Origin of the sequence: Microvirga sp. HBU67558 (assembly GCF_018069605.1) — a bacterium.
GTDB classification, from domain to species: domain Bacteria; phylum Pseudomonadota; class Alphaproteobacteria; order Rhizobiales; family Beijerinckiaceae; genus Microvirga; species Microvirga terrae.
On record NZ_JAGPUP010000510.1, the window covers coordinates 17593 to 41190 of the forward strand.

The following is a 23598-nucleotide window of genomic DNA, read 5'->3' on the forward strand; positions in this document are numbered from 1 at the left end:
GCTTCCTCAGGATCGTTAGCGATTTCGATCAATCGGATTACCCGTGGTGCCCGTGCGGGAAACAGTGGTGCCGCGTTCATCCTCCACATCGACTTCGGTCTTGCGGACAGTGTCGGAGATCGTCTCGGTGCGCTGCTCGGCTTCCTTGCGGACCACCACTTCCTCGACGACGCGGGCTTCCTTCGAAACCACCGCCTCCTCGGCCCGTTCCTCGACCTCGATGGTGCGCTCCTGGAAGGGATCGCCAGCGATGGCGCCAGCCTGCGTTGCCCCCGAGGCTGGGCGGCGCTCCACGTTGACGCGCTCTTCGCGCAGAGTGACCTGCTCCTGCACGGGCCGTTCAATCACCCGCGAGTGCAGACGCACGCGCCCGCGGTTCACCTCGCGCTTGCCGACGTGCAACTCTTCCTCGGCGACTGGGATCACCTCATCGGTGTCGCGCGCCGTGGACGACGCACGGTCCGTCAGCCCGGTCGCGCCTGTCGCGGTGGTGCTCGCCGTCGTGGCGCCGGCGCCCGTCCAGCCCTCGGAGCGCCAGGTGTTCTCGCGCTCGTCGAAGTCCACCGTGCCCTCGTCATCGAGGATATCGACAATCCGGTCCACCTCCGTGTCGGAGGCACGCACCGTCACCAGGGCGCCGCCGCGGCGGACGCCCTCGGCATAGGCATGGGCGTCATTCTCGTCCACGCCGGCGTCAACAAGCGCACCTGTCAGTCCGCCAATGGCCGCGCCGGCCCCGGCACCAACGAGAGTGGACACCAACCATCCCGCCGCCACCACGGGGCCGAGCACCGGAATGGCCAGCATGCCGAGACCGGCAAGCAGGCCGGCGCCGCCGCCGGCGAGCGTGCCCACGGTAGCACCCGTGCCGGCGCCGTCGCTGACATCGTCATCATGATGGTTCGTACCATCGAAGGTGCGGCTGGCATGCGACGAGTAGCGGTCACCCTCGTTGTTGGCGATCAGGCTGATGTTGCCGTGAGAAACGCCGGCAGCCTCCAGGCGGCGGACGGCTTCGGAGGCATCTTCGTACCTGTCGAAGAATGCCGTGATGGTTTTGGTCGTCATGTTCGTTCCACTTTCTCGGATGGGGTGCAGCTGTACGCTGGCACCCTGATTGTTGGCTGGAATGGGTGATGAAGATCGGACTTACTGGGTCTGGACGGTGCCCTTGTAGTCGATGCCCACGCTGACGGACTTGCCGTCGCGCTGGGCCTTGCCGCGCCAGATGCCCTGATCGTCCTTGCGCAGCTCGGTGACGTTGCTGAAGCCCTTTGCCTCAAGGCGGGAGCGCGCCTGTGCTTCCGTGAAGCTGTTCGCACCGGGCTCGACCGCACCGGTGGTCTGCGGGCTGTCGGCCGGCTTGTGGGTGACCGCAGGATTGGACGAGCCAGTGTTGTTCGTCGGCTGGGTCGCCGAGGTCTGGGCCATCGCCGCCGTGGTCAGGGCCGATAGGACGGCCAGAGTTGCAAAGCCGAGGCGTCTCAAGGTGCTTCTCCTCTGTGTCAAACATGTAGGGGCTCAATGTGCGACTAGCGTGACGGTTCCGACTGCCAGGCTTGTGGGCAGGAGGCTATTCCTGCGGAGGAGGCGGCACGGCTGTTCCCGAACGATGCCGCTGATCCCTCTTCAGAGCCGGGAACTCCCCTTCCCACCGCCCGTTGGTTGTCGCTGAGCGTGAGAGGATCGATGGCCGACCCAAACCCGAACGTGCCCCTGGATGAGCAGGTGCCTGTCCTTGATGATGTCCTGAGGAGTGGTTCCCGAACCGTGGCGGAGGAGATCATCCCGCTCGTCGAGGAGACTGCAACGATCGACAAGCGGCAGGTCGTAATCGGGCATGTGCGGGTGCGGACGGTCACCGGCACAGTCGAGGAGTTGGCTCACGCGTCCGTGCAGCGGGAGGACGTCGAAGTCACTCGTGTGCCCATCGACAGGGTGGTCGAGACCGCGCCCGAGATCCGGACCGCCGGCGATGTCACAATCGTGCCGGTGCTCGAGGAAGTCCTCGTCGTCACGAAGCAGCTCGTGCTCAAGGAGGAACTGCACATCCGGCGCCGCATCGAAACCGAAGCCGTCGAGGTGCCGGTCACCCTACGCAAGCAGCGCGCCATCGTCGAGCGTGAGCCTTCGGATGGCACGACCATCAATGAAGGAGGGACAGAACCGGAAACTGACACCCCCATCCCGCGTTAATCAACCGTAGCAGTTCGCAAGCGTGAGGGTAGGCGTATGCGTCGGTTCCTGCGGGACAATGGGTTGTCGGTCACGTTATTTGCCCTGTTTCTGATCTCCCTTATTGGCCAGGCACTGACCGGCTGGAGAGCCCATGCCGAGGAACTGCGCCTGCACGAGCTGCCCGCGATCGGTTTCGGCAGCTATCTCAGAAGTGGCCACTTCATCTCGGCGACGTTCGAGAACTGGGAAAGCGAATTCCTCCAGATGGCGATGTACGTGCTGCTGACGGTGTTCCTGTTCCAGAAGGGCGCCTCGGAGTCCAAGAAGCCCGACGAGAGCAATCCCGAGGATTAACCGCCGTCCGCCAGACGCCGCGACCCGGATGCTCCTTGGCCTGTGCACCGCGGCGGCCTGCTGCTGAAGCTCTACTCGCACTCGCTGAGCATCGCCCTGGTGGGGCTGTTCATTCTGTCCTTCTGGCTCCACCTGGCGGGGAGCACACGCCGGATGAACGAGGAGGCCCTTCAGCATCATCAGCCGGTGCAGACCATGATCGACACTCTCGCCGAGCCGGAGTTCTGGTATGAGAGCTTCCAGAACTGGCAGAGCGAGTTCCTGTCGATCGGCGTGCTGCTGGTTCTCGGCATCTACCTGCGCGAGCGGGGCTCGCCCGAGTCAAAACCCGTGGCCGCCCCGCACGGGGCGACCGGGCATTGATCAGAGGCAGCATCACTCACGGCGAATCGGGTCGGCCGAACGTGCGCAGAGGGTGCAAGTCCGCCCCTACAGTCCCTCAATCGTTGTCGTTTGGAATGTTCAGCACGTGGCCGCAGGCCTTGCAGTGGACCGCGTCCAGCTCGTGACGCTGTAATCCACACTGCGGGCCCGGGTAGAGCACCTTGCCGCCGGGGCGGAACACGGCTTGCGCCAAGCGCAGGAACAGGCTGATGCCCACGAGCATCATGGCAATTGACAGCAACTCGCCGCTGGTGCTGCCCATCAGCGTGACATCGCCGAAGCCGGTGGTGGAGAGCGCCGCCACCGTGAAGTAGAGCGCGTCGATGAAGTCCTCGATCTTCGGATTGACGCCACGCTGGCTGACGTAGACCACCGAGGCAATCAGGAACACGAAGACGCACAAGTCCAGGGCGGCGTGGATCACCTCCAGGTTGCGCCGCACCAGCGGGAAGCGCCGCTTGAGCTGGCCGAGCACGTTATAGGACCGGATCAGCCGGACGGTGCGCAGGACACGCAGGAAGCCGAGATTGCCACCGAGCGCCGACACGAACAGGGAGGCAATGACCACGAGGTCGACCAGCGCCGCACCGTTGTCGAGGTAGGCCATGGGGTGGCGGTGGGCGAGCATGCGGCCCAGGAACTCCAACGCGAGCAGCACCCCAAGCAGCAGGTCGATCACGCGAAGCCAAGTTGCATCGGCAACGAAGCTGGTGGCGACGAAGTAGCTGACGGCCATGATATCGATGGCCAGCAGGCCTGCCTGGAAGGCGACCGCGGCCGGGCGATGGCCGTAGAACAGCCGCCGCAGCCGGAGCCGAAACCGGCCCAGGGTACTTGATCGCGGGCGCACCGGTTCTACTGCCCGGCTGCGCGAACTGGCGGGCGCCCGACAGGGCCTGGCCTCACACTGACACCAGGAACGCTGAATCCCGTAGCGGCAAGCGCTCGTTTCGGCATGGTCATCTACAAACTCTCCCTACAGCCGTCCCCTTGACGGGCAGCATAGAGGCGCCGGACTTGCAGGGAACAGCGAGTGCCAGACGCCACGCCGTCTGGAAGCAGCCTGGATGTTCCCGCGCGTTCCGCGTTCCCTTTGACACGCTCAAGACAGGGTCCACCTTACGCTTACGGCCAACCTCGTTCCTGCCATCTAGTCCTCCGACTGCCTCGGAAAGAACCGCTGCCGAAGGGACCGCCATTTCTTGATCCCCCAGAGCGTAAACCGGCCGACCGGCTCCCGCAGGAACGCTACGTCATAGGCGATCAGCAGGAGCCCGAGCGGCAGCATCCAGATGCCCAGGAAGGGCAGGATCGAGAAGATGCCGCCCAGCACGAGGAGCACCCCGGCCGGAATGCGGATCCAGCGGGCGTCCGGATGCCGAAGCCTTCGAAGCACACGCGCCACCTTGCCGGGCACTTCATGTTCCAGCTGCCTGAATGCCCGTCGCAGGACAGCCTTGCCGTTACCGCTTGCCATGCTGTCACAAGTGGGGTGCTTCTGGGGCCTCAGCGGGTGCTTCGGCTAATGTGGCGCTCCACCCCTGAGACATCGGCCTCTCCACCCCCGCCGCGATGGCGTCGCTGTACTGGCGCCCTGCCTCGATCAGCCCGGTGTGCCTGGCACGGGTGATCCGTACCAGGTCCGCATGCGGGATCGTGTGCTGCATGTGTTCAGCTGCCTGAGGCAGGAGCGACAGGAACATGAAAGACCTCATTGCTCGATGTGAGAAGCAGGTCCTAAACCTGAGCCAGCTTGGTTCTGTTCCGGCGGACTGAGCGTTTCCGGTCGCAGTACCGCAAAACCAGAAATGCAACAGGCCCGTGCAGGAACACAGGAAAATGCCTGCAGACCACTCGGCACGCATGTCAGACAAGACCTTCGGTGAGGACAACCCTGATCCGCTCCTGGTTTTAGCAACCATCAGCGATCACCTTCGTTGATGCCCGGCACTGTTATGGTGCGCTGCACAACGAGGCTCTATGAAGTTTGCCCCAGACGACTATCTCGCTGTCTTCCCCCTGCACCATGAGGTTGAGATCCATGCTCCAGTCCGTCGGCCCTCCCCGCGCAGGGCTGCCGCGAAGAAGAGGCGGATCTCTCTGGCCCTGCAAGGCGGCGGATCGTTTGGAGCCTTCACCTGGGGCGTGCTCGACCGCCTGCTCGAGGACGGGACCGTTACCTTCGATTCGGTGAGTGGCGCCAGCGCCGGTGCCGTGAACGCCACTCTGCTCGCCTCCGGACTAGCGCAGGGCGGGCCAAGCGCCGCGAGAGCAGGTCTCGAACGCTTCTGGAGACGTGCCAGTGAGGCGGCACCCAGAGCCCACTCTGGGCTCGCTGTTGAGGTCGCTGTCCGCCATCTCTCGCCATATCAGTTCAACCCGTTCAATCTGCATCCGCTGAAGACACTGTTGGCAGAGGAGATCAACTTTGAAACCCTGCGGGAGCAATCAAAGCTTAAGCTGCTGATCGCAACGACGCGGGTGCGGGATGGGCGACTGCGGATCTTCCGCGAAAAGGCTGTCACCCTCGACGTCATCCTCGCCTCGACCTGCCTGCCAGTCCTGCACCATGCGGTGTCCATTGATGGTGAGGCGTACTGGGACGGCGGATACTCGGCCAATCCACCCTTGCTCCCGTTGGTGTCTGCTTCCCGCGCCTCCGATGCACTCGTGGTGCAGATCATGCCCTCGATCGGGGCGGAGATGCCAACCTCTGCGTCGGAGATCCGAAAGCGCATCGAACAGATCACGTTCGCCAGCTCGCTGGCGCGGGACATGGACGCGCTGGCTGCCATGAAGCAACTTGCCGGCCCTCACGAGCAGGGCTCTCGCCTGGCCCGCAAGCTGCAAAAGCTGCGGCTCCATCACATTGCGGCGGAGGCGGAGTATCCGACCCTCTGCGAGGCCAGTGCGCTCAACCTGGACTGGAATTTCCTGCTAGCGCTCCGGGATGCCGGCCGCCGAGCAGCGGAGCGATGGCTCAGTCAGGAATAGGGGCAAACGGGGCGCTGGATCCTCCCTCCCCTGGCGGATTGCAAGTCAGGAACAAAGTCCGGGCCCGGCCATTGAGCTCCCACAAACGGAGGAAAGAGATGGCAGGCAAGGCAAGCTTCACACCCGAGGAATGGGCCCGCGTCGTGGCCAGCCCGATGGTGGCCGGCATGGCGATCACCGCCGCCGACCCGAGCGGCCTCTGGGGCTTGTTGAAGGAGGCTATGTCGGGTGGTTGGGCCCTGCTGGAGGCTAAACAGGGCAGCCAGCAGAACGCGCTCGTCAAGGCGGTGGCCGACGACATTACCACCCCGGAGACACGAACCGCCGCCCGCGACCGGATGCAGGCCCAGTTCAAAGGCGCGCAACTCGGTGAACTGAAGAGCAGGGCCATCGAGGAGTTGCGCGCCGTGTCGACGCTCGTGGAGACCAAGGCCCCTGAAGACGCGGCGGGGTTCAAGGCCTGGCTCAACGAGGTCGCCCGCAAGGCGGCCGAGGCCGGCAATGAGGGTGGCTTCCTAGGCTTCGGCGGGGTGGCGGTCAGCGATGCCGAGAAGGCAACTCTGGCCGAGATCGCAGCTGCCCTCGGCACCTCTGGAGCCGCTCCGGCTGTACCTCCCTCAGCCTGACCAATCGCTGCCCGGTCGACAGGGCTCAGCGGTCCTCCTGCTGGGAGGTGCTGGTGTTTGTCGGGAGATGCCGCGTCACAAGCCACATGACCGAGACGATCAGGACAGCGAAGATGATCCCGGCGGTGGCGATCTGATACATGCCGGCCCCGGCGGCCATGCCGATGGAGCTCGTCATCCAAAGGCTCGCCGCGGTGGTGAGGCCGTAAACACTGCCTCTGGCCACGAAGATCACTCCGGCACACAGGAACCCGATGGCCTGAGCCAGCCCCTGAATGGCCCGGGTAGGGTCCGGGTCGCCCTGTCCCCGGGCCGACACCTCCTCGTAGAGCTCCAGGGCAATTAGCATCGTCATGGCCGAACTGAGCGCCACCAGCATGTGGGTCCGCACGCCAGCCGAGATGCCGCGCACCTCGCGGTCGAGGCCGAGCAACAGCCCGAAGGCAGACGCCAGGCCAAAGCGCCACAGCATCTCGTTGAACGGAATAACCGAGGTTCCCAGGACCTGCTCCACGCCTTGTTTCCCTTTGCATTGCTGATTGTCAGAACTTGCATTGCTGATTGTCAGAACACAAACTTGGCTGTTGTCAGGGATGTTCCTGCCTAAGTTTCGGAACCATGCGGTGAAGATCTCCGCGGTGCGTGGACGTTAGGACCCCAGATACAGTTTTGGCCGAGAGCGCGATGGAGGAGATGTCAATGATCCAGCAGGGGGCAGACCCCTCCTTTGAGGCCGCGACACGAGCCTATCTCGCCTCGATGGCCCACTACTGCACCCTCGACGGGCCGGGTCTTAAGCTCAAGCAGGTGAAGATGCGCGAGAGTCCCTTCGCCTTTCTGCGGGGGACCTTTTACCGCTGGTCCCATCACTTCGCGGCGGTGCCTGACGCAGTCCGATCCGCACCGCCCTTGCTGATCGTCGGCGACATCCATCTGGAAAACTTCGGCACCTGGCGAGACCGCGAGGGGCGGTTGGTCTGGGGTATCAACGACTTCGACGAGGCGGCTGAACTGCCGGTCACCAGCGACCTCGTGCGGCTCGCCACGAGCGCCGTGCTCGAAGTCCGGCGGGAGGCATTCCAGCTCACAGCTTTTGAGGCGGCGGACACGATCCTGGAAGGTTACTGGGCGCATCTGAAGTTTGGCCCCGACCCGTTCATCCTGGAGGACCGGCACGCTTGGCTGCGCGACCTCGCCGCCGCCACCGGGAACAGCGCCCAGAGATACTGGCGCAAACTCTTGAAGCAGCAGGAAGTCAATGAGCATGCCGTCCCGGAGGAGGCACGTGAGCTTCTGCGGTCGCATCTCCCGGCGGGAGCCACCTCGGTCCGGTTCTTCCGCCGACTGGCCGGTCTCGGGAGCCTGGGCCGCCCCCGCTTCATGGCCGTGGCGGAGTGGTGCGGCGGCCTTGTGGCCCGCGAGGCCAAAGCCGCGATCCCATCGGCCGTGCATGTCGCCGTATCCGAGGTCGACGCTCCAATCGGCCCGTCCCGCCGAGCGGTGGAGCAGGCCTGTCGGGCACCGGATCCGGCCCTGCACATCGGCGAGCGCTGGGTGGTCCGGCGGCTTTCGCCTGAGGCGCGTAAGGTCGAGATCGATGAGGTCGAGCATGCCCCTGACCAGAAGCATCTTCTGCATGCGATGGGACGGGAATTGGCCAACGTTCACCTGGGCTCCGCGGGTGGAGCCGCGCCGATCCGCTCCTGTCTTGAGCGGCTGCCCGACGATTGGCTGCGGACAGCATCATGTCTGGCCGCGGCGCGTGTCCAGCAGGACTACGAAACGTTTCTGCGCGGCTCGTGATGTGCGGCGCGCGGCTTCCGATGCTGTCCGGTCAAGGTGGATCTCGCGTGAGGGTCAGGCGTTCAGCTTTCCTCACGGAGGACTCGATGGCCCAATTTCCGCTCACCAAGACACTGACGAACATCACCGTCACCCGCCATGACGGCGAGTACCAGCTTCAGATCGAGGATGAAACGGGCGATGTCGCTGTTTACCACACCGGATCCGGGCAGATCCTTCAGCTTGCCGACGATCTCGACGATCTGCTCGCGGAGGAGGAAGGGGAGCAGGCCGAGAGCTAACCGTGCGGGCCGCTCCATGCTCCTTCGAGCGGAACACCGGACCTGGGTCGCACGAGCCTGCTCGACTCAGATGACCTTCGCTCCAACTGCCTGAGCCTTCTGGATCAGGCTTTGCACGCAACGATGCCGTGCGGAATGCCGGACGGCCGCCGCCACGCACGGGCATCCGTGGTCTTCCAGAAAGGTCGCCAGGAAAGTGAGTTCTTCGGCCAGGCAAGCCTCTTCCGATGCCGCTTGTTCCAGAGCGGCAGCGTGGTTGCGGGGTGTCAGGTGCGATCCGCATCCGTCGGGCATCGGCAGGCTCTGGTTGTGAGGGCTGAGTGGTCCACAGGTGGGATGAGCCTAAACCGATTACAATCGGTCGCTCACCATCAGGTCTTTGATCCGGCGGCGGCGAGCCGGTGTTGTCAGTCGCCATCGGGCCTCGTCTTGGAGGGCCTGGACGTCAGGTCCGGCGTTTCCGGCCTCTCACAGGCACTTCGGAGCTGGTCAGCGAGGCTGGCAGGATCGCCTTGGCGGCATTGGTGATCACACCGGCGGTCGCACTGGCGGCTTCCCGCACCAGCTCTCGTGCGGCCGAGCCCGCCTCCGCACCCGCTCCGAGAGCCGCTCCGCCGGCGTCGCCGACCTGCCGCATGCTTGGACGCTCCTTCACCAGGGCTGCGGCGGCCGCTCCGGCTGCGGCGATCAGTACATCGGCCAGGATCTCCCGCGTCTGCGGGTCGGCCAGCAGAGGATCGAGCCACCCGGACTTGCGCAGGCCCTTCGGCACCTTCACGCCGGCAATCCTCTTGGGGACCTTGGTTTTGCTTTTCGCCATGGGCAGTTCTTTCATCGGCTGCTCAACGAGGGTCGCGCCATGAACGGCAAGCGTGCGACAGGACTGCGTTCGACCTGAGGGTGGACGTGTGACTGGAGATCCTATCCGCCGCCGATTTCCTCAATGACCACACCGGTGCCGCCGCAGATCGGGCAGTCCTTCTCTCCAAGCTTTCCGCTGCCCTGGCACTCCCGGCAGATGTTCTCGCCTGCTCCGGGCGTGCCAAGCTCGGCTTGGTCCCCTGGATTGAGCTTCGGCTTGTCGGGATGAACGGTGACGGGCTTTTCGATGGCCATAATCTTCCTCCCTAGCAAGTCTGGAGTAGAACGCGGCGGTCAGCACCCCGGTTGCCCTGGCGCGTTCGTCCAGGGCTGCTGCAGCTGATCTCCTCACTGGGAGCGATCGCTACAGCGAGGCCGAGCTTGGCAACGAATGTGTCACCCAGCACATCCAAGCCCAGCGTTCTACCGTACCGTAAGAAAGGTGCGATTGAGCGCCTCGCATGTTCTCGGCGGCAACGAAGGCCATCAAGTGATGGGGGTTACCATGGTCATGAGCAATTCCTCGGCATCCCCTTCAGGTAGGCTGACGGCCTCGGAGTGGGCGGCCATCACCAGCTCCCTTGCCTTCATCGTAATCTGGCTCGGAATCTCATTTGCCTGAGGCGGGCTGCTGCGGGAATCTGGCTGGCGATGCACCCCCGTTGCCGACACCGATGCAATGGAGGCACTGAAAGTACGAGAGGCGGCCATGACCCCAGTGATCCGCCCCGCCACACCCGCCGATGCCGAGGCGTGCGGGCGCATCATCTTCGAGGCCTTCAGCGGCATCGCGGACCAGCACGGCTTCCCATGGGATTTCCCGTCGGTAGAGGCGGGAGCGCAGCTTGCGACGACCTTCATTGAGGCTCCATCGATCTATGGCGTGGTGGCGGAGCTGGACGGGCGGGTGGTCGGCAGCAACTTCATGGCCGAAGGCGATCCGATCCGCGGCATCGGGCCGATCACCGTCGATCCATTCGTGCAGGGCAGCGGTGTCGGGCGGCGGCTGATGGAGGCCGCCCTGGCCCGGGCAGGCGACGCTCTGGGCGTGCGCCTCGTCCAGGATGCCTTCAACACCCGTTCGATGTCACTCTACGCCGCGCTCGGGTTTGATGTTCGAGAGCCGCTCCTGTTAATGCAGGGCACGCCCCGTAGCGGACCTGATCTGAGCTATGCCGTCCGGCCGATGATCGCCGCAGACGCGGACGCCTGCGGAGCGCTCTGCACCGCCGTCCATGGCGTCGAGCGCACCCACGAACTCCAGGAGGCACTGCAGCTGTTTGCCCCGTTCGTGGTCGAGCGGGAGGGCCGCATCACGGGCTATCTCTCGGCGGCGACGTTCTGGCTGATGAACCATGGCGTCGCCGAGACCGAGTTGGACATGCGGGCGCTCCTGGCCGGCGCGGGAGCCTTGAGCCCGGAGCCGCTCTCCCTGCTCCTGCCGACGCGGCAGACCAACCTGTTCCGCTGGTGCCTGCACCAAGGGATGAGGGCCATCAAGCCGATGACGCTCATGACGATGGGCCACTATCAGGAGCCAAGGAGCTGCTACTTCCCCTCTGTCCTCTACTAAGGCGTCATGACAAGGGTTTCTACTAAGGCGTCATGACAAGGGTTATGGAGAAGCCTTTGCAGCATCGGAACCTCCCCGCCGCATTTGGTGGCGGGGCCGTCATCGGCATCCTCGGCGGGCTGATCGGTCTCGGTGGCGCCGAGTTCCGGCTGCCGCGGCTCATCGGCCTGTTCCGCTTCGCTGCCCTCGAGGCCGCGATCCTGAACAAGGCGTCGAGCCTTGTGGTGGTCCTCGGCGCTGCCGTTCCGGGCCGGAACCGTGCCCTTCGGACTCATCGCAGCCCACTGGCCTGTCATCCTCAACCTCCTGGCCGGCAGCCTCCTGGGGGCTTGGGTAGGCGCCGGGTGGGCGACCCGCCTGAAATCCGAGACCTTTTACAAGGCAATCGCGGTGCTTCTGGTCGCCATCGCGGGGGTGTTGGTGTTCGGCCATAACGCGAGCGCTGGACAGCCCCTGCTGATCGGGGCGGCGCAACTCGTCTCCGGCATCGTTGCCGGGTTCGTGATCGGCATCGTCGCCTCCCTGCTCGGCGTGGCCGGAGGCGAACTCCTGATCCCGACCCTGGTGCTGCTGTTCGGGACCGACGTCAAGCTGGCCGGGAGCCTGTCTCTCGCCGTGAGCCTACCGACCATGCTCGTTGGGTTCACCCGCTACAGCCGTGACCGGAGCTTTGCGGTTCTCGGCCGCAACCATGCCTTCCTGCTCACCATGGCCGCAGGTTCGGTTACCGGCGCGCTCATCGGCGGCCTCCTGCTCGGCGTCGTTCCCGATGCCGTCCTGCTTCCAGCCCTGGCAGTCATCCTGCAGGGTTCAGCCGTGAAGGTCTGGCGGCACGGCTGACGTCATAAGGGGACGATCGGACCATTGCGGTCCGCTTTCTCACCGGTGCATGACCCATACCCTCACGCGAGGGTCACTGTCAGCCGCTGCGGTTGCTCAGGCGGCGAGCGCCCGGATGCGCTCCTCCACGGCCTCGAGCTGCCGGACATACGGCGCCCGCCGCTTGCGGTGGCGTTCCTCCAGCCTGCGGATCACGCTCTGCTTGAGCCACTCGTCGGCGGTGCTGTTCCTGACGATCGCCACCTCGGTCTCATGCACGAGGTCGATGTCGGCCAGGGTAGCGAGGATCGATTGCAACAAGGGCTGGATGTCGGACGGGTACACGCGGGGAGCGTTCCCCATGGCCGAACGAGAGAACTGTCCAGACGTGGTGGGCATAGGCTTCCTCCGATGCCAACCGGCTCTTGCCGTGTTCTCGCTGCTACGTGGGAGGAGCCGCGATGAGCCGCAACCTGCTCCAAAAGAGGTAGTGTTGGAGCTGGTGGCTTGAAGCCTGTCAGGCGGCGCGGGGTGGCGCCGCCTCGGCGGGCATGCCGTCCTGGATCGCACCCCGGAGCTGCTCACGCAACTCAGGCGTGTCCTGGTGCCCATGCACCGCCACCGCATGCTGCACGGCTGCGTCGAGCAGTTCGGCTTTGGTATCGGCGATGATGGTGATCGAGCAGTTCATCTCGCTCGCAAAGGCACGGCAGTCGATGAACTCGCGTTCCATGGCAGCTTCCATGATCGCAGCAACCCCGCCCGTCAGGCGCCCCTGATTCTAAGACCGGGTCCATCGTGCTTCCGTGTCGCCGTGTCTTGGGAACCAGGAAGATTGAGCCGGGTTACGGGGCTAGGAGCAGCACTGGGCTGCTTGCCGGGAGCGGGCAGTCTTTCATGGCCGGAGGAGGCGGTGCTTCAACACCTGGGACGATGGTGTGTTGCCGTGGGATTGCTCCTCGCCCTGGCAGCCTGCGATCATGGCGATGTCCCCGCCCTGAGGGAACGGGCACAGCAGGCCTGGAGCGAGGTCCAGAACCAGTACCGCCAACGCGCCGATCAGGTACCGCCGCTGGTTGAGGCGGTGCGCCGCAAGGCACCGGCTGAGCGCGAGGTGCTGGCTGAGGTCATGGCGGCCCACGACGAGGTGGTGGCCATCCGCAATGCGGACGGGTTCCTGGCCGAGCCAGAGCGCTTCCGCCACAACGAGCAGGCCCAGCAACGGCTCTCCGATGCCCTTGAGCGGCTGTACGCGACCGTCAAGCGCTATCCCGAAACTCACGGGCGACACGGCCTTGCAGAACCGGCTGCGGGAGTTCCAGCGTCAGGAGGCCCGGCTGGTGGTGGCCCGCAGCGATCTCACCAGCGCGGTCCGTGCCCACAATGAGGAATTGCGCGGGTTCTCAGGCGCCTGGGTTGCCGCACTACTCAACTCGAAGGCCAAGGCCCTGACCACCTTTGCGCAGGCTGAAATTGAGCAGCCGCCGGCTCCAGCCCGACCGTAGCCCGGTGCGCCTGCAAGGAACAACGGACCCAGAGGAGAGTGGATGATGCGGTAATTCAGCCTGTCAGCGTTGCTCGCAGTCGCGATCATGACTGGATCGGCTCAAGCCCAGGTGCCGGAGGAGGTCGAGGCCTGCCGGTTGGCCGGCCTGGTGGCCCTGAAGGAGCGGTCCCCGGCGATCAAGGACCTGACCTTCGACATCGATGGGCTGGCGATCTCCAAGGCAAACACCAAGGTGGAGGACACCCCGGTAAAGATGGTGATCATGGGCGACGCCTATCTCCAGCGCGAGAAGACCGACAAGCCCAACCGCTTCGTCTGCCTGATTAGCGAGAAGGGCAAGGTCCTGCTGACCTTCTTCACCGAGCAGTAGGCAAGGCTTCGCCTAGCCGCGAACAGGGCCCGAATGCGGCCTCCGAAGAGCAGTGTCGGATTGACAGAGGCGAGGCGGGGAGATCACCATTCGAAGGTGGGGGCACGCCACAAGGATGGCTGCCATGGACACTTTCGACCACATCCTGAATTGGAAGCTCAAACAGGGCTCGCACACGTTCCCAGGCAAGGATGGCGGCACCTGCATCAACGAAGCGGCCGTCGTCGCGGCCGGTTTTCCGTACCGGCCCGTCCGCTCCGTGCAGGACATGCCGAACTGCTTCTCGCGCCCGATCTGCGCGCTGGCGATGCAGCTGAACGACGAGGCTAATGACGAGGAGCGTCAGCTCCTGTTGCCATATGTGACCCGCCTGGCCTGCGCCGGCACGCCGGAGGTGGAGCGCGCGCGGGAAATCTACATCTCAACGCGCCTGAGATGGCGCCAGCCGTTCCGGGACCGTCTGGCGACCCTTGAGGGCGCGCTGGCCATCGGGCGCCAGGCCGACGCGCTTGCGCCGGAGGAGGTGAGGACACGCCTGGAGGGCGTGCAGAAGCGGGCCGTATCACCCGCTTCGCGGGACGAGCATCCGCTACTCACCACGGTTCAGGGTTGGCTTGCCGGAGTTTTCTAGGGCGCCTGTAGCTGACGAGCTTGGCATGGCGGCCCATCTACGCGGCTCGCTCTCATAGCTGGGTTAATGCGACACGTTAACTGCCGCCAAGCGCATGTAGGCCGATTTGATTGTCGGACAGGATCAAGCAGCAATGCTGGTTGCGGCTTTCCATTCCGCTAACGCGTTGAAGCGGTGCCGATGGGTGCCGTCACTCCGCAGCGCGGACGCTCCGACGAAGGCTGAAGCCATGCTGGCGAACGAAGGCTGCAACGAAGGTGCCGGCCATGAGCAGAACAATGGTCGGGGCGGGGGCGCTGTCGAGGAAGAAGCTGAGATAGACACCAGTGAAGGATGCGACCACGGCAACCAGCACCGACACGACCAGCATCGTCCCGAACCGCTTTGTCAGGAGAAACGCCACCGCGCCCGGCGTGATCAGCAGGGCAATGGTCAGAATGATGCCGGTCGCAGTCAGTGCACCCACAATCGTCAGGGAGAGCAGGGACAGGAAGCCGTAGTGGAGAAGCCGCACCGGCAGCCCCATGGCCTGGGCCTGCTGCGGATCAAAGGCATGGAGCAGCAGATCCCGCCACTTCAGGGCAATGATGACCAGAACGACCGCGGCGATGATCCCGCTCCGCAACAGATCCGGCCAAGCCACGCCAAGCATGTCGCCGAAGAGAATGTGGTCGAGATGCACCTCCGTCTCGACCTTGGTGTAGAGCACGATGCCGAGGCCGAACATGCCGGAGAACACGATGCCCATGACCGTATCCTCCTTGATGCGACTGTTCTCCTTGAGATAACCAGTGGCGAGTGCACAGATCATGCCCGACGCGAAGGCGCCCACCGCCAGGGGCAGGCCCGCGATATAGGAAAGAACAACGCCGGGCAGCACCGCATGCGAAATGGCATCGCCCATCAGCGACCAGCCCTTGAGCACCAGGAAGCACGACAACAGTGCCGCCGGCACCGCAACGAGCAGGGCGATCACGAGAGCTTCGCGCAGGAACGGAAAGGTGAAGGGCCGAGCGAGCGTGTCGAGCAGGCCAATCATGGGCTCGCCTCCGATGCCGCCCGCATGCGCCGGCGAGCGGCGAGCAGCCCATGCTTGGGCGCGAGGACGAAGGCGGTCAGGAAGACCAGCGTCTGCAGGACGATGATGACGCCGCCGGTGGCGCCATCGAGAAAGTAGCTGAGATAGGCGCCGATGCCGCTCGAAAGTCCGCCGACTGCCACGCTGATCAGGATCAGCCGCGGAAAGCGGTCGGTCAGAAGATAGGCGGTGGCACCCGGCGTCACCACCATGGCGATCACCAGGAAGGCCCCAACCGTCTGCAGCGCCGCAATCGTGCAAGCGCTCAGAAGGGTGAAGAACAGGACTTTCATAGCGGAGGGATTGATGCCGACCGAGCGGGCGTGATTCTCGTCGAAGAAGGTAACGAGGAGGTCCTTCCATTTCACCAGCAGAATGGCGAGAGACACGCCTGCGATAATGACGAGTTGCAGCGTGTCCTCGGGCGTCACCGCCAGGATGTTGCCGAGAACAATCGTCTGGATGTTCACGGAGGTGGGCGAGAGCGACACCATGAACAGCCCGAGGCCGAAGAACGAAGTGAAGATCAGCCCGATGATGGCGTCTTCCTTGAGCTTCGTGCGCTGGTTCAGGAACAGCATGGCGCCGGCTGCCAGTGCACCGGAGAGGAACGCCCCAGCGGAGAAGGGCAGGCCGAGCATATAGGCGCCGGCGACGCCCGGAACGATGGAGTGCGAGAGCGCATCGCCGATCAGCGACCAGCCCTTAAGCATCAGATAGGCGGAGAGGAAGGCGCAGACGGACCCGACGAGGGCGCTCACCCACATAGCGTTGACCATGTACTCGTAGGAGAACGGCTCAAGCAGTTGGGCCATCAAGTGTGCTCGCTCCCTGCGGCAGGCGCATCGGCTGTCGTATCGTTTGCCCCATCCGGGGCCTTGTCCGCGTAGATGATCAGCGGCCGCTCGTCGTCGGAGATGACGTCGACCGAAGCGGCGCCCGCGTGACGGGCGGCATCGAAGACGAAGTGCCGGAGCACGCCGCCGAAGGCCCTTTCCAGGTTCGATTGGGTGAACACCTCCTCCGTCAGCCCGGCAGCGAGCACGGTCCGATTCAGCAGAACCGCTCGATCACAGAACTCTGGAACACTGCCGAGATTGTGGGTCGAGACCAGGATCACCCGGCCCTCATCCCGCAACCCGCGGAGCAGCGCGATGATCGCCTCCTCTGTGGTCACGTCGACGCCGGTGAAGGGTTCGTCGAGGAGAATGACGTGGGCGTCCTGCGCCAAGGCGCGTGCCAGGAAGACCCGCTTCTTCTGCCCCCCTGAGAGTTCGCCGATCTGACGCTTCCGGAAGGGGCTCATGCTAACCCGGTCCAGCGCCACGTCCACCGCCTCCTGGTCCTGGCGCCGGGGCAGGCGCAGCAGGTTCATGTGACCATAGCGGCCCATCATCACGACGTCCTCGACCAGGACGGGGAAGTTCCAGTCGACATCCTCACTCTGGGGCACATAGGCGACGACATTGCCCTTGAGGGCTTGCGCGACGGAACTGCCGAGGATCGAGATCGATCCAGGCGAGACGGGGACAAAGCCCATGACGGCTTTGAACAGGGTCGACTTGCCGCTGCCGTTGACCCCCACTAGGGCGGTGATTGTGCCGCGCGGGATCGCAAAGCTCACGTCGCGAAGCGCGGTATGCCCGTTGCGGTAGGTGACTGTTGCGCCGCTCACAGCCAGACCCGCGCCCACGGCGCCTGAACGGGGGCCGGCTCGTTGGGCGGTTACATTCATTCGGTGAGCCCCTTGGCGATGGTCTCGGAGGTGACCCGCAGAAGATCGAGATAGGTCGGCACCGGGCCCGCGACGTCGCTCAGGGAGTCAACGTAGAGGACACCCCCGTACTTGGCGCCGGTTTCGCGGGCGACCTGCTTCGCCGGATCGGGCGAGACGGTGCTTTCCGAGAACACAGTTGGGATGCTGTTGGCGCGCACTGCATCAATGACCTTGCGCACCTGCCGCGGCGTGCCCTGCTGATCGGCGTTGATCGGCCAGAGGTAGAACTCCTTCAGGCCGAAGTCGCGGGCAAGATAGCTGAACGCGCCTTCGCTGGTCACGAGCCAGCGCCGCTGCTCGGGGATCGCCGTCAGGGTCGACCGGATCGGCGCGACGGTGGCCTGGATCCGTGCCTTGTAGGCCTCTGCATTGGCCCGGTAGGTCTCAGTATTCCCGGGGTCGTGTTTGACGAGCGCGTCGCGGATGTTGTCGACATAGATGAGGGCATCGCTGGGCGACATCCAGGCATGGGGGTTGGGCTTGCCGGTGTAGGGGCCCTCCTGGATCCCCATCGGCTTCACCCCCTCGGACACCACGACGCTGGGAACCTCCTTCAGGTTGCGGAGGAACTTCTCGAACCAGAGTTCCAGATTGAGGCCATTCCACAGGATGAGCTTGGCGTCCTGTGCCCGCAGGATGTCGCCTGGCGTCGGCTGGTAATTGTGGATCTCCGCTCCAGGCTTGGTGATTGATTCCACGATGGCTGCGTCGCCAACCACGTTCTGCGCCATGTCGGCAATGACCGTGAACGTCGTGACAACCTTGAACTTGCCCTCAGCTCCTTGAGCGGATGACGCAGCGGCGAACAAGGTTGCAAGGACCAGCAGCACGGGAGGAAGCTTCATCAGGGTCTCCTCAACAGTCGTCCCAGCAGTTTATGCAGTTGCAAATTATTTGCAACAAGCTTCCTCGGTTTAGCCGCGCTAATGGCCGAAAGCTGATATCATTGAAGGATGGGTGCTGTGCCTCCAATGCGCCTCGTCCGCCTCGCGCATGACTCGCTCAATGCAGTTCAACAATCTGCTGCGGATGCTGTAATCCTTCACCAAAGGTTTCCCGGCGGAGTTACGGCTGCAGACTCTGCTTCGGTATGCGTCAAGACCTATAGCCCGTGGCACGCGCATGCGGCTCGCTCGCGCATGGCTAAGCAGCCATTCTGCTTGGCGAAGCTGTGACGTGAAACAGATAGAAGCCGTTGAACCGCACGCCGACCGTGGCAGCCCGATCCTCGAAGCCCGCAGGCGCTGGTTCTGCTGCACGGAGCGACCGTTCAAACGTCCAGTCTTTCGGAGCAAGAAAGCTGGGAACGGGGCGGTGTTCCGGTACAGCGCAGAAAAGGTCAGGCCGCTGCCTGTTTCGGAACAGGTTATAGGTGCACTCGCGTGCGGGTGGACTGGCAGAAACCAGCAGCGGATCGGACATCTCGGGAGATCCCCTGGAAGCTGGCGCTCTTGTCATTTGTTGGTTCGGAGCGGCTGTTGCAAGCTTTACAAGATCCAGCAGAAATTTTGTATCATCCTCACGAGGTATCTGCGTGGGGAACAATGCGCATAGATGAAGCTTCCTTCCGCCTTCATCAGCGGCTCGTAGAGTGAGGGAGCTCCAGGATCGTTCATTGAGGTCGGACACCATCGTCCCCATATCTGGAAATGATGAACGACGCTGCCATAGACGCTGATGCACTCGGCCCTCCCACCCTAATTGCGGCAGACGGCTCGTTGCGGCGGGTCGGCGTCGAGATCGAGTTTTTGGGTCCGAGCGCACGGGCCGCTGCCCAAGCCCTTTCTATTGATCTTGGCGGAACCTGCCAGGCTGAAGATCCGCATGCCTTCAGGGTCAGCGGCGTTGGTCTGGGCGACCTGCTGGTCGAAACCGACCTGCGGCACGTCCACCCTGATCGACATCCAGAACTCGGTGTGAGGCTCGGTCGTCGCATGGCCGCATGGCTCGGCACAGTGGCCTCGCCTTTCGTCCCGCGGGAGCTCATCACCGCACCCATACCCATCGGCCGGCTCCAGGAGATGGATCTGGCCGTGTCCAGCTTGCGGACTGCAGGAGCTCATGGTCATGGGGCTGTGCTTTGGGATTCGCTAGGGCTCCACTTCAACATCGATCCACCGCGCCTCGACGCAGCGACGGTGACGGCGTTTCTCAAAGCCTTCCTTCTGGTCAGCGATCGCCTCCGACAGGAGATTGTACGCGGGAGCTTTCGGCGTGCGCTCGTCCTTCCGCCTGACTACCCGCAAGCCTACAAGCAACGCGTGCTCGATCCGGACTACTGGCCTGACCTGCCGACCCTGACGGATGACTACCTAGTGGCGAACCCGACCCGAAAACGAGGGCTCGATCTTCTGCCGCTTCTCGCCCACTTCGATGAGCAGCGGGTGCGCTCCGTTCTGCCCCATGAGAAGATCGGTTCCCGGCCAGTGTTTCACTATCGGCTGCCGCAGGCGCACCTGAGCGATTTTGCATGGAGCATCATGCCGGACTGGGAGCGCTGGCTACTCGTGGAGCGTCTCGCCTCACATTTGGAAGAGCCTGGCGAGAAGGGGAGGGTGGCCCTGAGCCCATCGGCTTGAACCCCATCCAGCTGGCAAAGCACACCCTTACATTCAAGCGCCCAAAGCAGTCGCTTTTCTTCACCAGCGATGTGTTGGGCACCAACTCTTGTGCGATTAAGGATGTTTGCAGGATTGCGTACCACTCCGTCACAGGTGCTGCCTACACTCGCCTGAGCCTTTCAGAGGGGTTATGGCATGAAGAGGTTGGTCACGGTCACCGGTCCGATCGCAGCCGCCCAGATGGACGGGTACCTCATCGAGGAGCGCCTCCTCGATCACATCATGATCCAGGTGATCGACAGAGGCGGCGGAAACCTGGAGATCGCCTTCCATGAAAGAGACCAACGCTACCTGTCGCAGTTCTCTGCCGAGCAGTTGGCTGAATGGCTGCAGGAAGCCATGCTCCACGTCGAAGCGGCATGCCCGCTAGAGACACCAGATGGAAAGTCGGCCTGGATTATGGACGAGGTACCATCCAGACCAAAGTTCCCCATTAAGGCGATGAGGCCCGCACGCCAAGAGCATGACCTTCCACCTGGATTGGAATTCCTGAGACGCGACTGACTGTCATTAGATGGTCCCGCGAGATAGCCGGACTACAGTAGCATCTCTCCGATGCGATCGGTCACGGAAAGGACCTCATTGCAGCACAGCTCTGGATCGTTTTAAGTTCCATAATGCTTGTTACCGATCGTTGCGCTGTAGGCGCAAAGTTAAAATGTCCCGATCCTGGGGCATCAGGGCAGATGGCGGAAGCTTTCGAAAATCACATCGTAAAAGCCTTCCGGATCAACATCACGGACCACGTAAGCGTTCTTTTGCCGGTTGGTGACACCCCACCAATCGATCACAGTCATCCCAGTTGTCAGAGGAGAGGTCGTCTCAATCTCGACATTCACAGGGAGGCCCGAGAACAACTCGGGTCGCAATAGTCAGACAACTGTCGTTGGATCGTGCATCGGGGCGCGGTCAGCTCCGTACTTCAGCCAGTCAAACTGCTTGGTGTAGGTGAGGAGTTTCGCAAAGATCGGACCGACCTTGTGGATCCGTCGCAAACAATTTGTTTCAGAGTTTCAGGTATTGTTCTCCCGTATCTCAATGGCGGAGGACACAGTGTTTAAGGGCAGGCATTTTGATCGATCGGTGATCCTGCTCTGCGTCCGGTGGTATCTCGCCTAGAACCTGAGCCTGCGAAATCTCGAGGAGATGATGGCTGAGCGCGGCATCTCTGTCGATCACGCAACCATCCATCGCTGGACGGTGCATTATGCCCCGCTGCTTCTGGATCGCTACAACCAGCGGAAGAGAGCCGTCGTGGGGAAGTGGCACATTGATGAGACCTACGTCAAAGTTCGTGGCCAGTGGCGGTATTTGTACCGCGCCATCGACAGCAACGGCGACACGGTGGAATTCTGGTTCAGCGAGCGGCGAAACCTCACTGCCGCGAAGCGTTTCGTGCGCAAGGCGCTGAAGCGGCATGGCCGGCCCGAGCGGATCGTGATCGATGGTAGCCAGACCAACAAAGAAGCGATCCTGTTGTGTGATGCAGAGAGCCGTCTGCAGGATTGCTCAAGGCGCCGGCAACAGCCGATCCGAATCCGGCAGAGCCGCTACTTGAATAACCGAATTGAGCAGGATCATCGCGCGATCAAGCGCCGGGTCCGACCGATGCTCGGGCTCCAGTCCGCGGCCACTGCCCGTGTGATCCTTGGCGGCATCGAGATGGTGCATATGATGCGCAAGCAGCAGGCGAAGTATGCCTGCAATAGGCAGCTATCGCTCTCAGAGCAGTTTGACAGGCTCGCCGCATGAGCGTGTCATGAAGACCTGCTCCATTCTCGCCCCTGTTCCGGATTTGCGACGAAGCCTCGAGCGGTGATCTCGTCGTCCGAAAAGCGCTCTGTTGCCATGAAAGCTCTCCTACCAAGCAGAGGGATGATGGCGGCGGAGTGTGACCGGAAGGGGTCCGAATTCGCGCGTCTGGTCGAGGCGGGCCCAACCGCCTCTCAGAGGGAAGAAGCACCGGCACCTATGGAATAGCGAGAGCTCGGGCCTAATCTTTCAGGATCAAGTCGAGATGGGAAGCCAGAGGTCATCCGCTGACGATAGGCAGAGGGCGGGGCCTGTAGCTCAATTGTCAGAGCCGGCCGCTCATTACGGACTAGTTCCTGGTTTGAGTCCCTCCGCCCACGCTAGCGATTTGCTAGACTGCTTAAAAAGTGGCACCGGCCAGCGAGATCTCCTGCAAAGGCCGCTCGCATCGACTGAGGAAACCGGAGTGCTGACCGGTGCCGCGGCCTCGGGAGCGGGATCATTGCGAGATGATGCCGGGCGAAGCCGAAGCGACAAACTTGCTTGGGATTGTGACGGTTTGGCGGCTATCTACTGCGTCGCGATCCTCAGGGCCCATCCAAAGAGGGCAAGGCCGCCGATCAGGCCAGCCCACTCGATCGAGCGCGCGAACGGAAGGCCGAATGGATCAGGAGCTTGGGCCTCGGCGTACATGTTAGGGCGCTGCTTCATGACCTTCACTGATGGCTCACATACGAACAGTGTTGAACGCTACAGCCAGAAGCCCAACGGCACAGGCGAGAGCCACTAAATTGCACAGGTGCGCCGCTAGATCATGAGCAAGATGGGTCTCGGTCTGATTCATCGCCCAACTTTTAACCAAGCGATCCGAAGCTGAGCAATTATTCTTTTTGGTGAACGCATTGCGAGGTTAGCCTTTGAGGGCTTGGCACCTCAAGCCATCAGCAATCCCCAAGGGGGGAACCAACCGCAACGAGAGAGCAAGTCCTTTCTCAAGGACGTCTTTGCCGAGATCCTCTAAGCGCCTATGAGCCCACCTCGCTCCTACCCCACGGGAGCGGACGGTCCGCCCATGATTGAGGCCGTCCCTGAAACGGGGTGTGAAGAGCGACGCTCGTACCAAGGACGCGCCCTTTGCCGCCACCGGCTTGGCCGTTCATCGACCCCAGTCGCCTCAGGAGAGGAAAGTGTGCCGAAGGCGTATATCGGCCTGTTCCGTTCTGGCGCTTTCCCAGATCGTTTGAAACCGTTGGTTAACCATGAGGGCGCATGCTTTTCCATGTGCTTCAAGGGCTGGGCGGGCTTCCTCGTACCTGGAGACGGTTGCTCATGGAGGAGAACCAATTCACCGACACAATTGAAGAGAAGTTGGCCCTGATCTCGCCAACTGTGAAGGCCATTGAGTTCGGAGGAGAGCTACCCTACCTCCGTGAATTGCAGACGCTCCTCAGACAGCACCTGGCGAGCCTTGTGGTTTTGTTCGAGCGAGATCCTGGCCTGGATGCCGCAACAGCCGACCTGTACGCGGCAGCGGCTGCTGTTGTGCAGGACACCACAGCAGCCTCCCAGCCTCTGGCCCGCAAACGCCGTCTGCTCAAGGAAGCCCAGGTCCGCTTCCAGGAGCGCATCGCGACCGCACGCCCGAATGGACGACGAGACTGCGCCGCTTGGCGACAGAAGGAGCTCTTTCTTGCCGCCTGATCCAGGCCCGGGTTCCGCCTCAGCCCTATGTGTGTGCCGGAACCCAGTCGCCTGCGCTTCCGGCTACAGGAGTTGCTTGTCCGTTTTGTCCGATTGCACAATCACTCACATGATCCTGTGCTGCCCCAAGATCCTGTGAATTCGCATTGTCATGGTTATTGAGGCTGCGGCCATCTGGTGGTTTCAATCGTGGGTGGCAAACCCTTTGCCCATCGACTGACTACTAAAGGGCTTTTGGTTTCAGTGTAGGGCATAGCCGGCATGCCTGAACCAGCCCTGAGCATCTTT

29 protein-coding genes and 3 pseudogenes are annotated in these 23598 nt (G+C 63.1%); 16 read left to right on the plus strand and 16 right to left on the minus strand.

The genetic code is table 11. The features are described 5' to 3' along the window. Positions 1 to 15: 15 nt before the first annotated feature. Together KBI52_RS13370 and KBI52_RS13375 are read right to left on the minus strand one after the other, a co-directional pair. Positions 16 to 1068 (minus strand): YsnF/AvaK domain-containing protein, encoded by a 1053-nt coding sequence (locus tag KBI52_RS13370; protein WP_247654368.1) that lies wholly within the window; start codon positions 1066 to 1068, stop codon positions 16 to 18. Between the two features lie 81 nt (positions 1069 to 1149). Then, positions 1150 to 1488: a PepSY domain-containing protein gene (locus KBI52_RS13375; protein ID WP_210808027.1), complete on the minus strand. Its 339-nt coding sequence runs from the start codon at positions 1486 to 1488 to the stop codon at positions 1150 to 1152. A 201-nt stretch (positions 1489 to 1689) separates the two neighbouring features. Here KBI52_RS13375 and KBI52_RS13380 point away from each other — a divergent pair, with 201 nt between their 5' ends. Both KBI52_RS13380 and KBI52_RS13385 read left to right on the plus strand, forming a co-directional pair. Next, positions 1690 to 2196, plus strand: coding sequence for a YsnF/AvaK domain-containing protein (locus tag KBI52_RS13380; protein WP_210808029.1), 507 nt, complete (start codon positions 1690 to 1692; stop codon positions 2194 to 2196). Positions 2197 to 2232: 36 nt separating this feature from the next. Next, positions 2233 to 2895, plus strand: a pseudogene (locus KBI52_RS13385) (DUF6766 family protein). 76 nt (positions 2896 to 2971) lie between these two features. Here KBI52_RS13385 and KBI52_RS13390 read toward each other — a convergent pair. Both KBI52_RS13390 and KBI52_RS13395 read right to left on the minus strand, forming a co-directional pair. Then, the gene (locus KBI52_RS13390; RefSeq protein ID WP_262266076.1) at positions 2972 to 3766 is read right to left on the minus strand and encodes a potassium channel family protein; all 795 of its coding nucleotides are present in this window, start codon (positions 3764 to 3766) and stop codon (positions 2972 to 2974) included. Between the two features lie 300 nt (positions 3767 to 4066). After that, positions 4067 to 4312 carry a hypothetical protein gene (locus KBI52_RS13395; RefSeq protein WP_315974888.1) on the minus strand — a complete coding sequence of 82 codons (246 nt, stop codon included), beginning with the start codon at positions 4310 to 4312 and terminating at the stop codon, positions 4067 to 4069. 584 nt (positions 4313 to 4896) lie between these two features. On the opposite strand from KBI52_RS13395, the gene KBI52_RS13400 reads away from it, so the two are divergent. Both KBI52_RS13400 and KBI52_RS13405 read left to right on the plus strand, forming a co-directional pair. Further along, positions 4897 to 5910, plus strand: a complete 1014-nt coding sequence (locus KBI52_RS13400) for a patatin-like phospholipase family protein (RefSeq protein ID WP_247654369.1) — start codon at positions 4897 to 4899, stop codon at positions 5908 to 5910. 98 nt (positions 5911 to 6008) lie between these two features. Next, positions 6009 to 6536 (plus strand): hypothetical protein, encoded by a 528-nt coding sequence (locus tag KBI52_RS13405; RefSeq protein WP_210808033.1) that lies wholly within the window; start codon positions 6009 to 6011, stop codon positions 6534 to 6536. Positions 6537 to 6561: 25 nt separating this feature from the next. On the opposite strand, the gene KBI52_RS13410 is transcribed toward KBI52_RS13405, so the two are convergent. After that, positions 6562 to 7050, minus strand: coding sequence for an MgtC/SapB family protein (locus tag KBI52_RS13410; protein ID WP_262266077.1), 489 nt, complete (start codon positions 7048 to 7050; stop codon positions 6562 to 6564). Positions 7051 to 7235: 185 nt separating this feature from the next. Here KBI52_RS13410 and KBI52_RS13415 point away from each other — a divergent pair, with 185 nt between their 5' ends. Further along, positions 7236 to 8339 (plus strand): DUF2252 family protein, encoded by a 1104-nt coding sequence (locus KBI52_RS13415; protein ID WP_210808035.1) that lies wholly within the window; start codon positions 7236 to 7238, stop codon positions 8337 to 8339. An 86-nt stretch (positions 8340 to 8425) separates the two neighbouring features. Next, the gene (locus KBI52_RS13420; RefSeq protein WP_210808037.1) at positions 8426 to 8620 is read left to right on the plus strand and encodes a hypothetical protein; all 195 of its coding nucleotides are present in this window, start codon (positions 8426 to 8428) and stop codon (positions 8618 to 8620) included. 445 nt (positions 8621 to 9065) lie between these two features. Here the strand turns inward: KBI52_RS13420 and KBI52_RS13425 are convergent, their stop codons facing one another. From KBI52_RS13425 to KBI52_RS13435, 3 genes are all read right to left on the minus strand, one after another. After that, on the minus strand, positions 9066 to 9440 hold the full coding sequence (locus KBI52_RS13425; protein ID WP_210808039.1) for a hypothetical protein: 375 nt from the start codon (positions 9438 to 9440) through the stop codon (positions 9066 to 9068). Between the two features lie 101 nt (positions 9441 to 9541). Next, the gene (locus tag KBI52_RS13430) at positions 9542 to 9736 is read right to left on the minus strand and encodes a hypothetical protein (protein ID WP_210808041.1); all 195 of its coding nucleotides are present in this window, start codon (positions 9734 to 9736) and stop codon (positions 9542 to 9544) included. A 231-nt stretch (positions 9737 to 9967) separates the two neighbouring features. Continuing rightward, positions 9968 to 10192, minus strand: coding sequence for a hypothetical protein (locus KBI52_RS13435; protein WP_210808043.1), 225 nt, complete (start codon positions 10190 to 10192; stop codon positions 9968 to 9970). Here KBI52_RS13435 and KBI52_RS13440 point away from each other — a divergent pair. Both KBI52_RS13440 and KBI52_RS13445 read left to right on the plus strand, forming a co-directional pair. Further along, on the plus strand, positions 10191 to 11054 hold the full coding sequence (locus KBI52_RS13440) for a GNAT family N-acetyltransferase (protein WP_210808045.1): 864 nt from the start codon (positions 10191 to 10193) through the stop codon (positions 11052 to 11054). The two genes, KBI52_RS13435 and KBI52_RS13440, sit on opposite strands and share 2 nt — an antisense overlap. Positions 11055 to 11098: 44 nt before the next feature. Further along, positions 11099 to 11894: pseudogene (locus KBI52_RS13445) on the plus strand (sulfite exporter TauE/SafE family protein). A gap of 96 nt (positions 11895 to 11990) precedes the next feature. Here KBI52_RS13445 and KBI52_RS13450 read toward each other — a convergent pair. Continuing rightward, positions 11991 to 12272, minus strand: coding sequence for a hypothetical protein (locus KBI52_RS13450; protein WP_210808047.1), 282 nt, complete (start codon positions 12270 to 12272; stop codon positions 11991 to 11993). 118 nt (positions 12273 to 12390) lie between these two features. Then, a complete protein-coding gene (locus KBI52_RS13455; protein WP_210808049.1) occupies positions 12391 to 12606 on the minus strand; it encodes a DUF1059 domain-containing protein in 216 nt (71 codons plus the stop codon). A gap of 213 nt (positions 12607 to 12819) precedes the next feature. On the opposite strand from KBI52_RS13455, the gene KBI52_RS34125 reads away from it, so the two are divergent. The 4 genes from KBI52_RS34125 to KBI52_RS13475 all read left to right on the plus strand — a co-directional run bounded on the left by KBI52_RS34125 (position 12820) and on the right by KBI52_RS13475 (position 14381). Next, the gene (locus tag KBI52_RS34125; protein WP_371823169.1) at positions 12820 to 13260 is read left to right on the plus strand and encodes a LemA family protein; all 441 of its coding nucleotides are present in this window, start codon (positions 12820 to 12822) and stop codon (positions 13258 to 13260) included. Next, positions 13169 to 13378: a hypothetical protein gene (locus tag KBI52_RS13465; RefSeq protein WP_210808082.1), complete on the plus strand. Its 210-nt coding sequence runs from the start codon at positions 13169 to 13171 to the stop codon at positions 13376 to 13378. Before KBI52_RS34125 ends, KBI52_RS13465 begins: the two co-directional genes overlap by 92 nt. Before the next feature lie 87 nt (positions 13379 to 13465). Beyond that, on the plus strand, positions 13466 to 13750 hold the full coding sequence (locus tag KBI52_RS13470; RefSeq protein WP_247654371.1) for a hypothetical protein: 285 nt from the start codon (positions 13466 to 13468) through the stop codon (positions 13748 to 13750). Positions 13751 to 13874: 124 nt separating this feature from the next. Further along, positions 13875 to 14381, plus strand: a complete 507-nt coding sequence (locus tag KBI52_RS13475) for a hypothetical protein (RefSeq protein WP_210808053.1) — start codon at positions 13875 to 13877, stop codon at positions 14379 to 14381. 190 nt (positions 14382 to 14571) lie between these two features. Here KBI52_RS13475 and KBI52_RS13480 read toward each other — a convergent pair whose 3' ends face one another. From KBI52_RS13480 to KBI52_RS13495, 4 genes are read right to left on the minus strand one after another with little or no spacing between them, the layout of a single operon-like run. After that, entirely contained in the window at positions 14572 to 15420 is an 849-nt protein-coding gene (locus KBI52_RS13480; RefSeq protein ID WP_210808055.1) for a metal ABC transporter permease, read from the minus strand. Beyond that, entirely contained in the window at positions 15417 to 16277 is an 861-nt protein-coding gene (locus tag KBI52_RS13485; protein ID WP_305797890.1) for a metal ABC transporter permease, read from the minus strand. The genes KBI52_RS13480 and KBI52_RS13485 overlap by 4 nt, the downstream gene beginning before the upstream one ends. After that, a complete protein-coding gene (locus KBI52_RS13490) occupies positions 16274 to 17194 on the minus strand; it encodes a manganese/iron ABC transporter ATP-binding protein (RefSeq protein WP_210808059.1) in 921 nt (306 codons plus the stop codon). The genes KBI52_RS13485 and KBI52_RS13490 overlap by 4 nt, the downstream gene beginning before the upstream one ends. Next, entirely contained in the window at positions 17191 to 18081 is an 891-nt protein-coding gene (locus tag KBI52_RS13495; protein WP_210808061.1) for a metal ABC transporter substrate-binding protein, read from the minus strand. Before KBI52_RS13495 ends, KBI52_RS13490 begins: the two co-directional genes overlap by 4 nt. Before the next feature lie 807 nt (positions 18082 to 18888). Here KBI52_RS13495 and KBI52_RS13500 point away from each other — a divergent pair. Then, positions 18889 to 19815, plus strand: a complete 927-nt coding sequence (locus KBI52_RS13500) for an amidoligase family protein (RefSeq protein ID WP_210808063.1) — start codon at positions 18889 to 18891, stop codon at positions 19813 to 19815. Between the two features lie 186 nt (positions 19816 to 20001). Next, positions 20002 to 20361, plus strand: a complete 360-nt coding sequence (locus KBI52_RS13505; RefSeq protein ID WP_210808066.1) for a hypothetical protein — start codon at positions 20002 to 20004, stop codon at positions 20359 to 20361. A 173-nt stretch (positions 20362 to 20534) separates the two neighbouring features. On the opposite strand, the gene KBI52_RS34130 is transcribed toward KBI52_RS13505, so the two are convergent. Continuing rightward, positions 20535 to 20726 (minus strand): nucleoside hydrolase, encoded by a 192-nt coding sequence (locus KBI52_RS34130; RefSeq protein WP_371823168.1) that lies wholly within the window; start codon positions 20724 to 20726, stop codon positions 20535 to 20537. Positions 20727 to 20910: 184 nt separating this feature from the next. On the opposite strand from KBI52_RS34130, the pseudogene KBI52_RS13510 reads away from it, so the two are divergent. Beyond that, positions 20911 to 21609: pseudogene (locus KBI52_RS13510) on the plus strand (IS6 family transposase). A gap of 570 nt (positions 21610 to 22179) precedes the next feature. On the opposite strand, the gene KBI52_RS13515 reads toward KBI52_RS13510, so the two are convergent. Then, positions 22180 to 22320, minus strand: coding sequence for a hypothetical protein (locus tag KBI52_RS13515; protein WP_210808068.1), 141 nt, complete (start codon positions 22318 to 22320; stop codon positions 22180 to 22182). Between the two features lie 618 nt (positions 22321 to 22938). Between KBI52_RS13515 and KBI52_RS13520 the strand changes: the two genes are divergently transcribed. Continuing rightward, a complete protein-coding gene (locus KBI52_RS13520) occupies positions 22939 to 23310 on the plus strand; it encodes a hypothetical protein (protein WP_210808070.1) in 372 nt (123 codons plus the stop codon). Positions 23311 to 23598 lie beyond the last annotated feature (288 nt).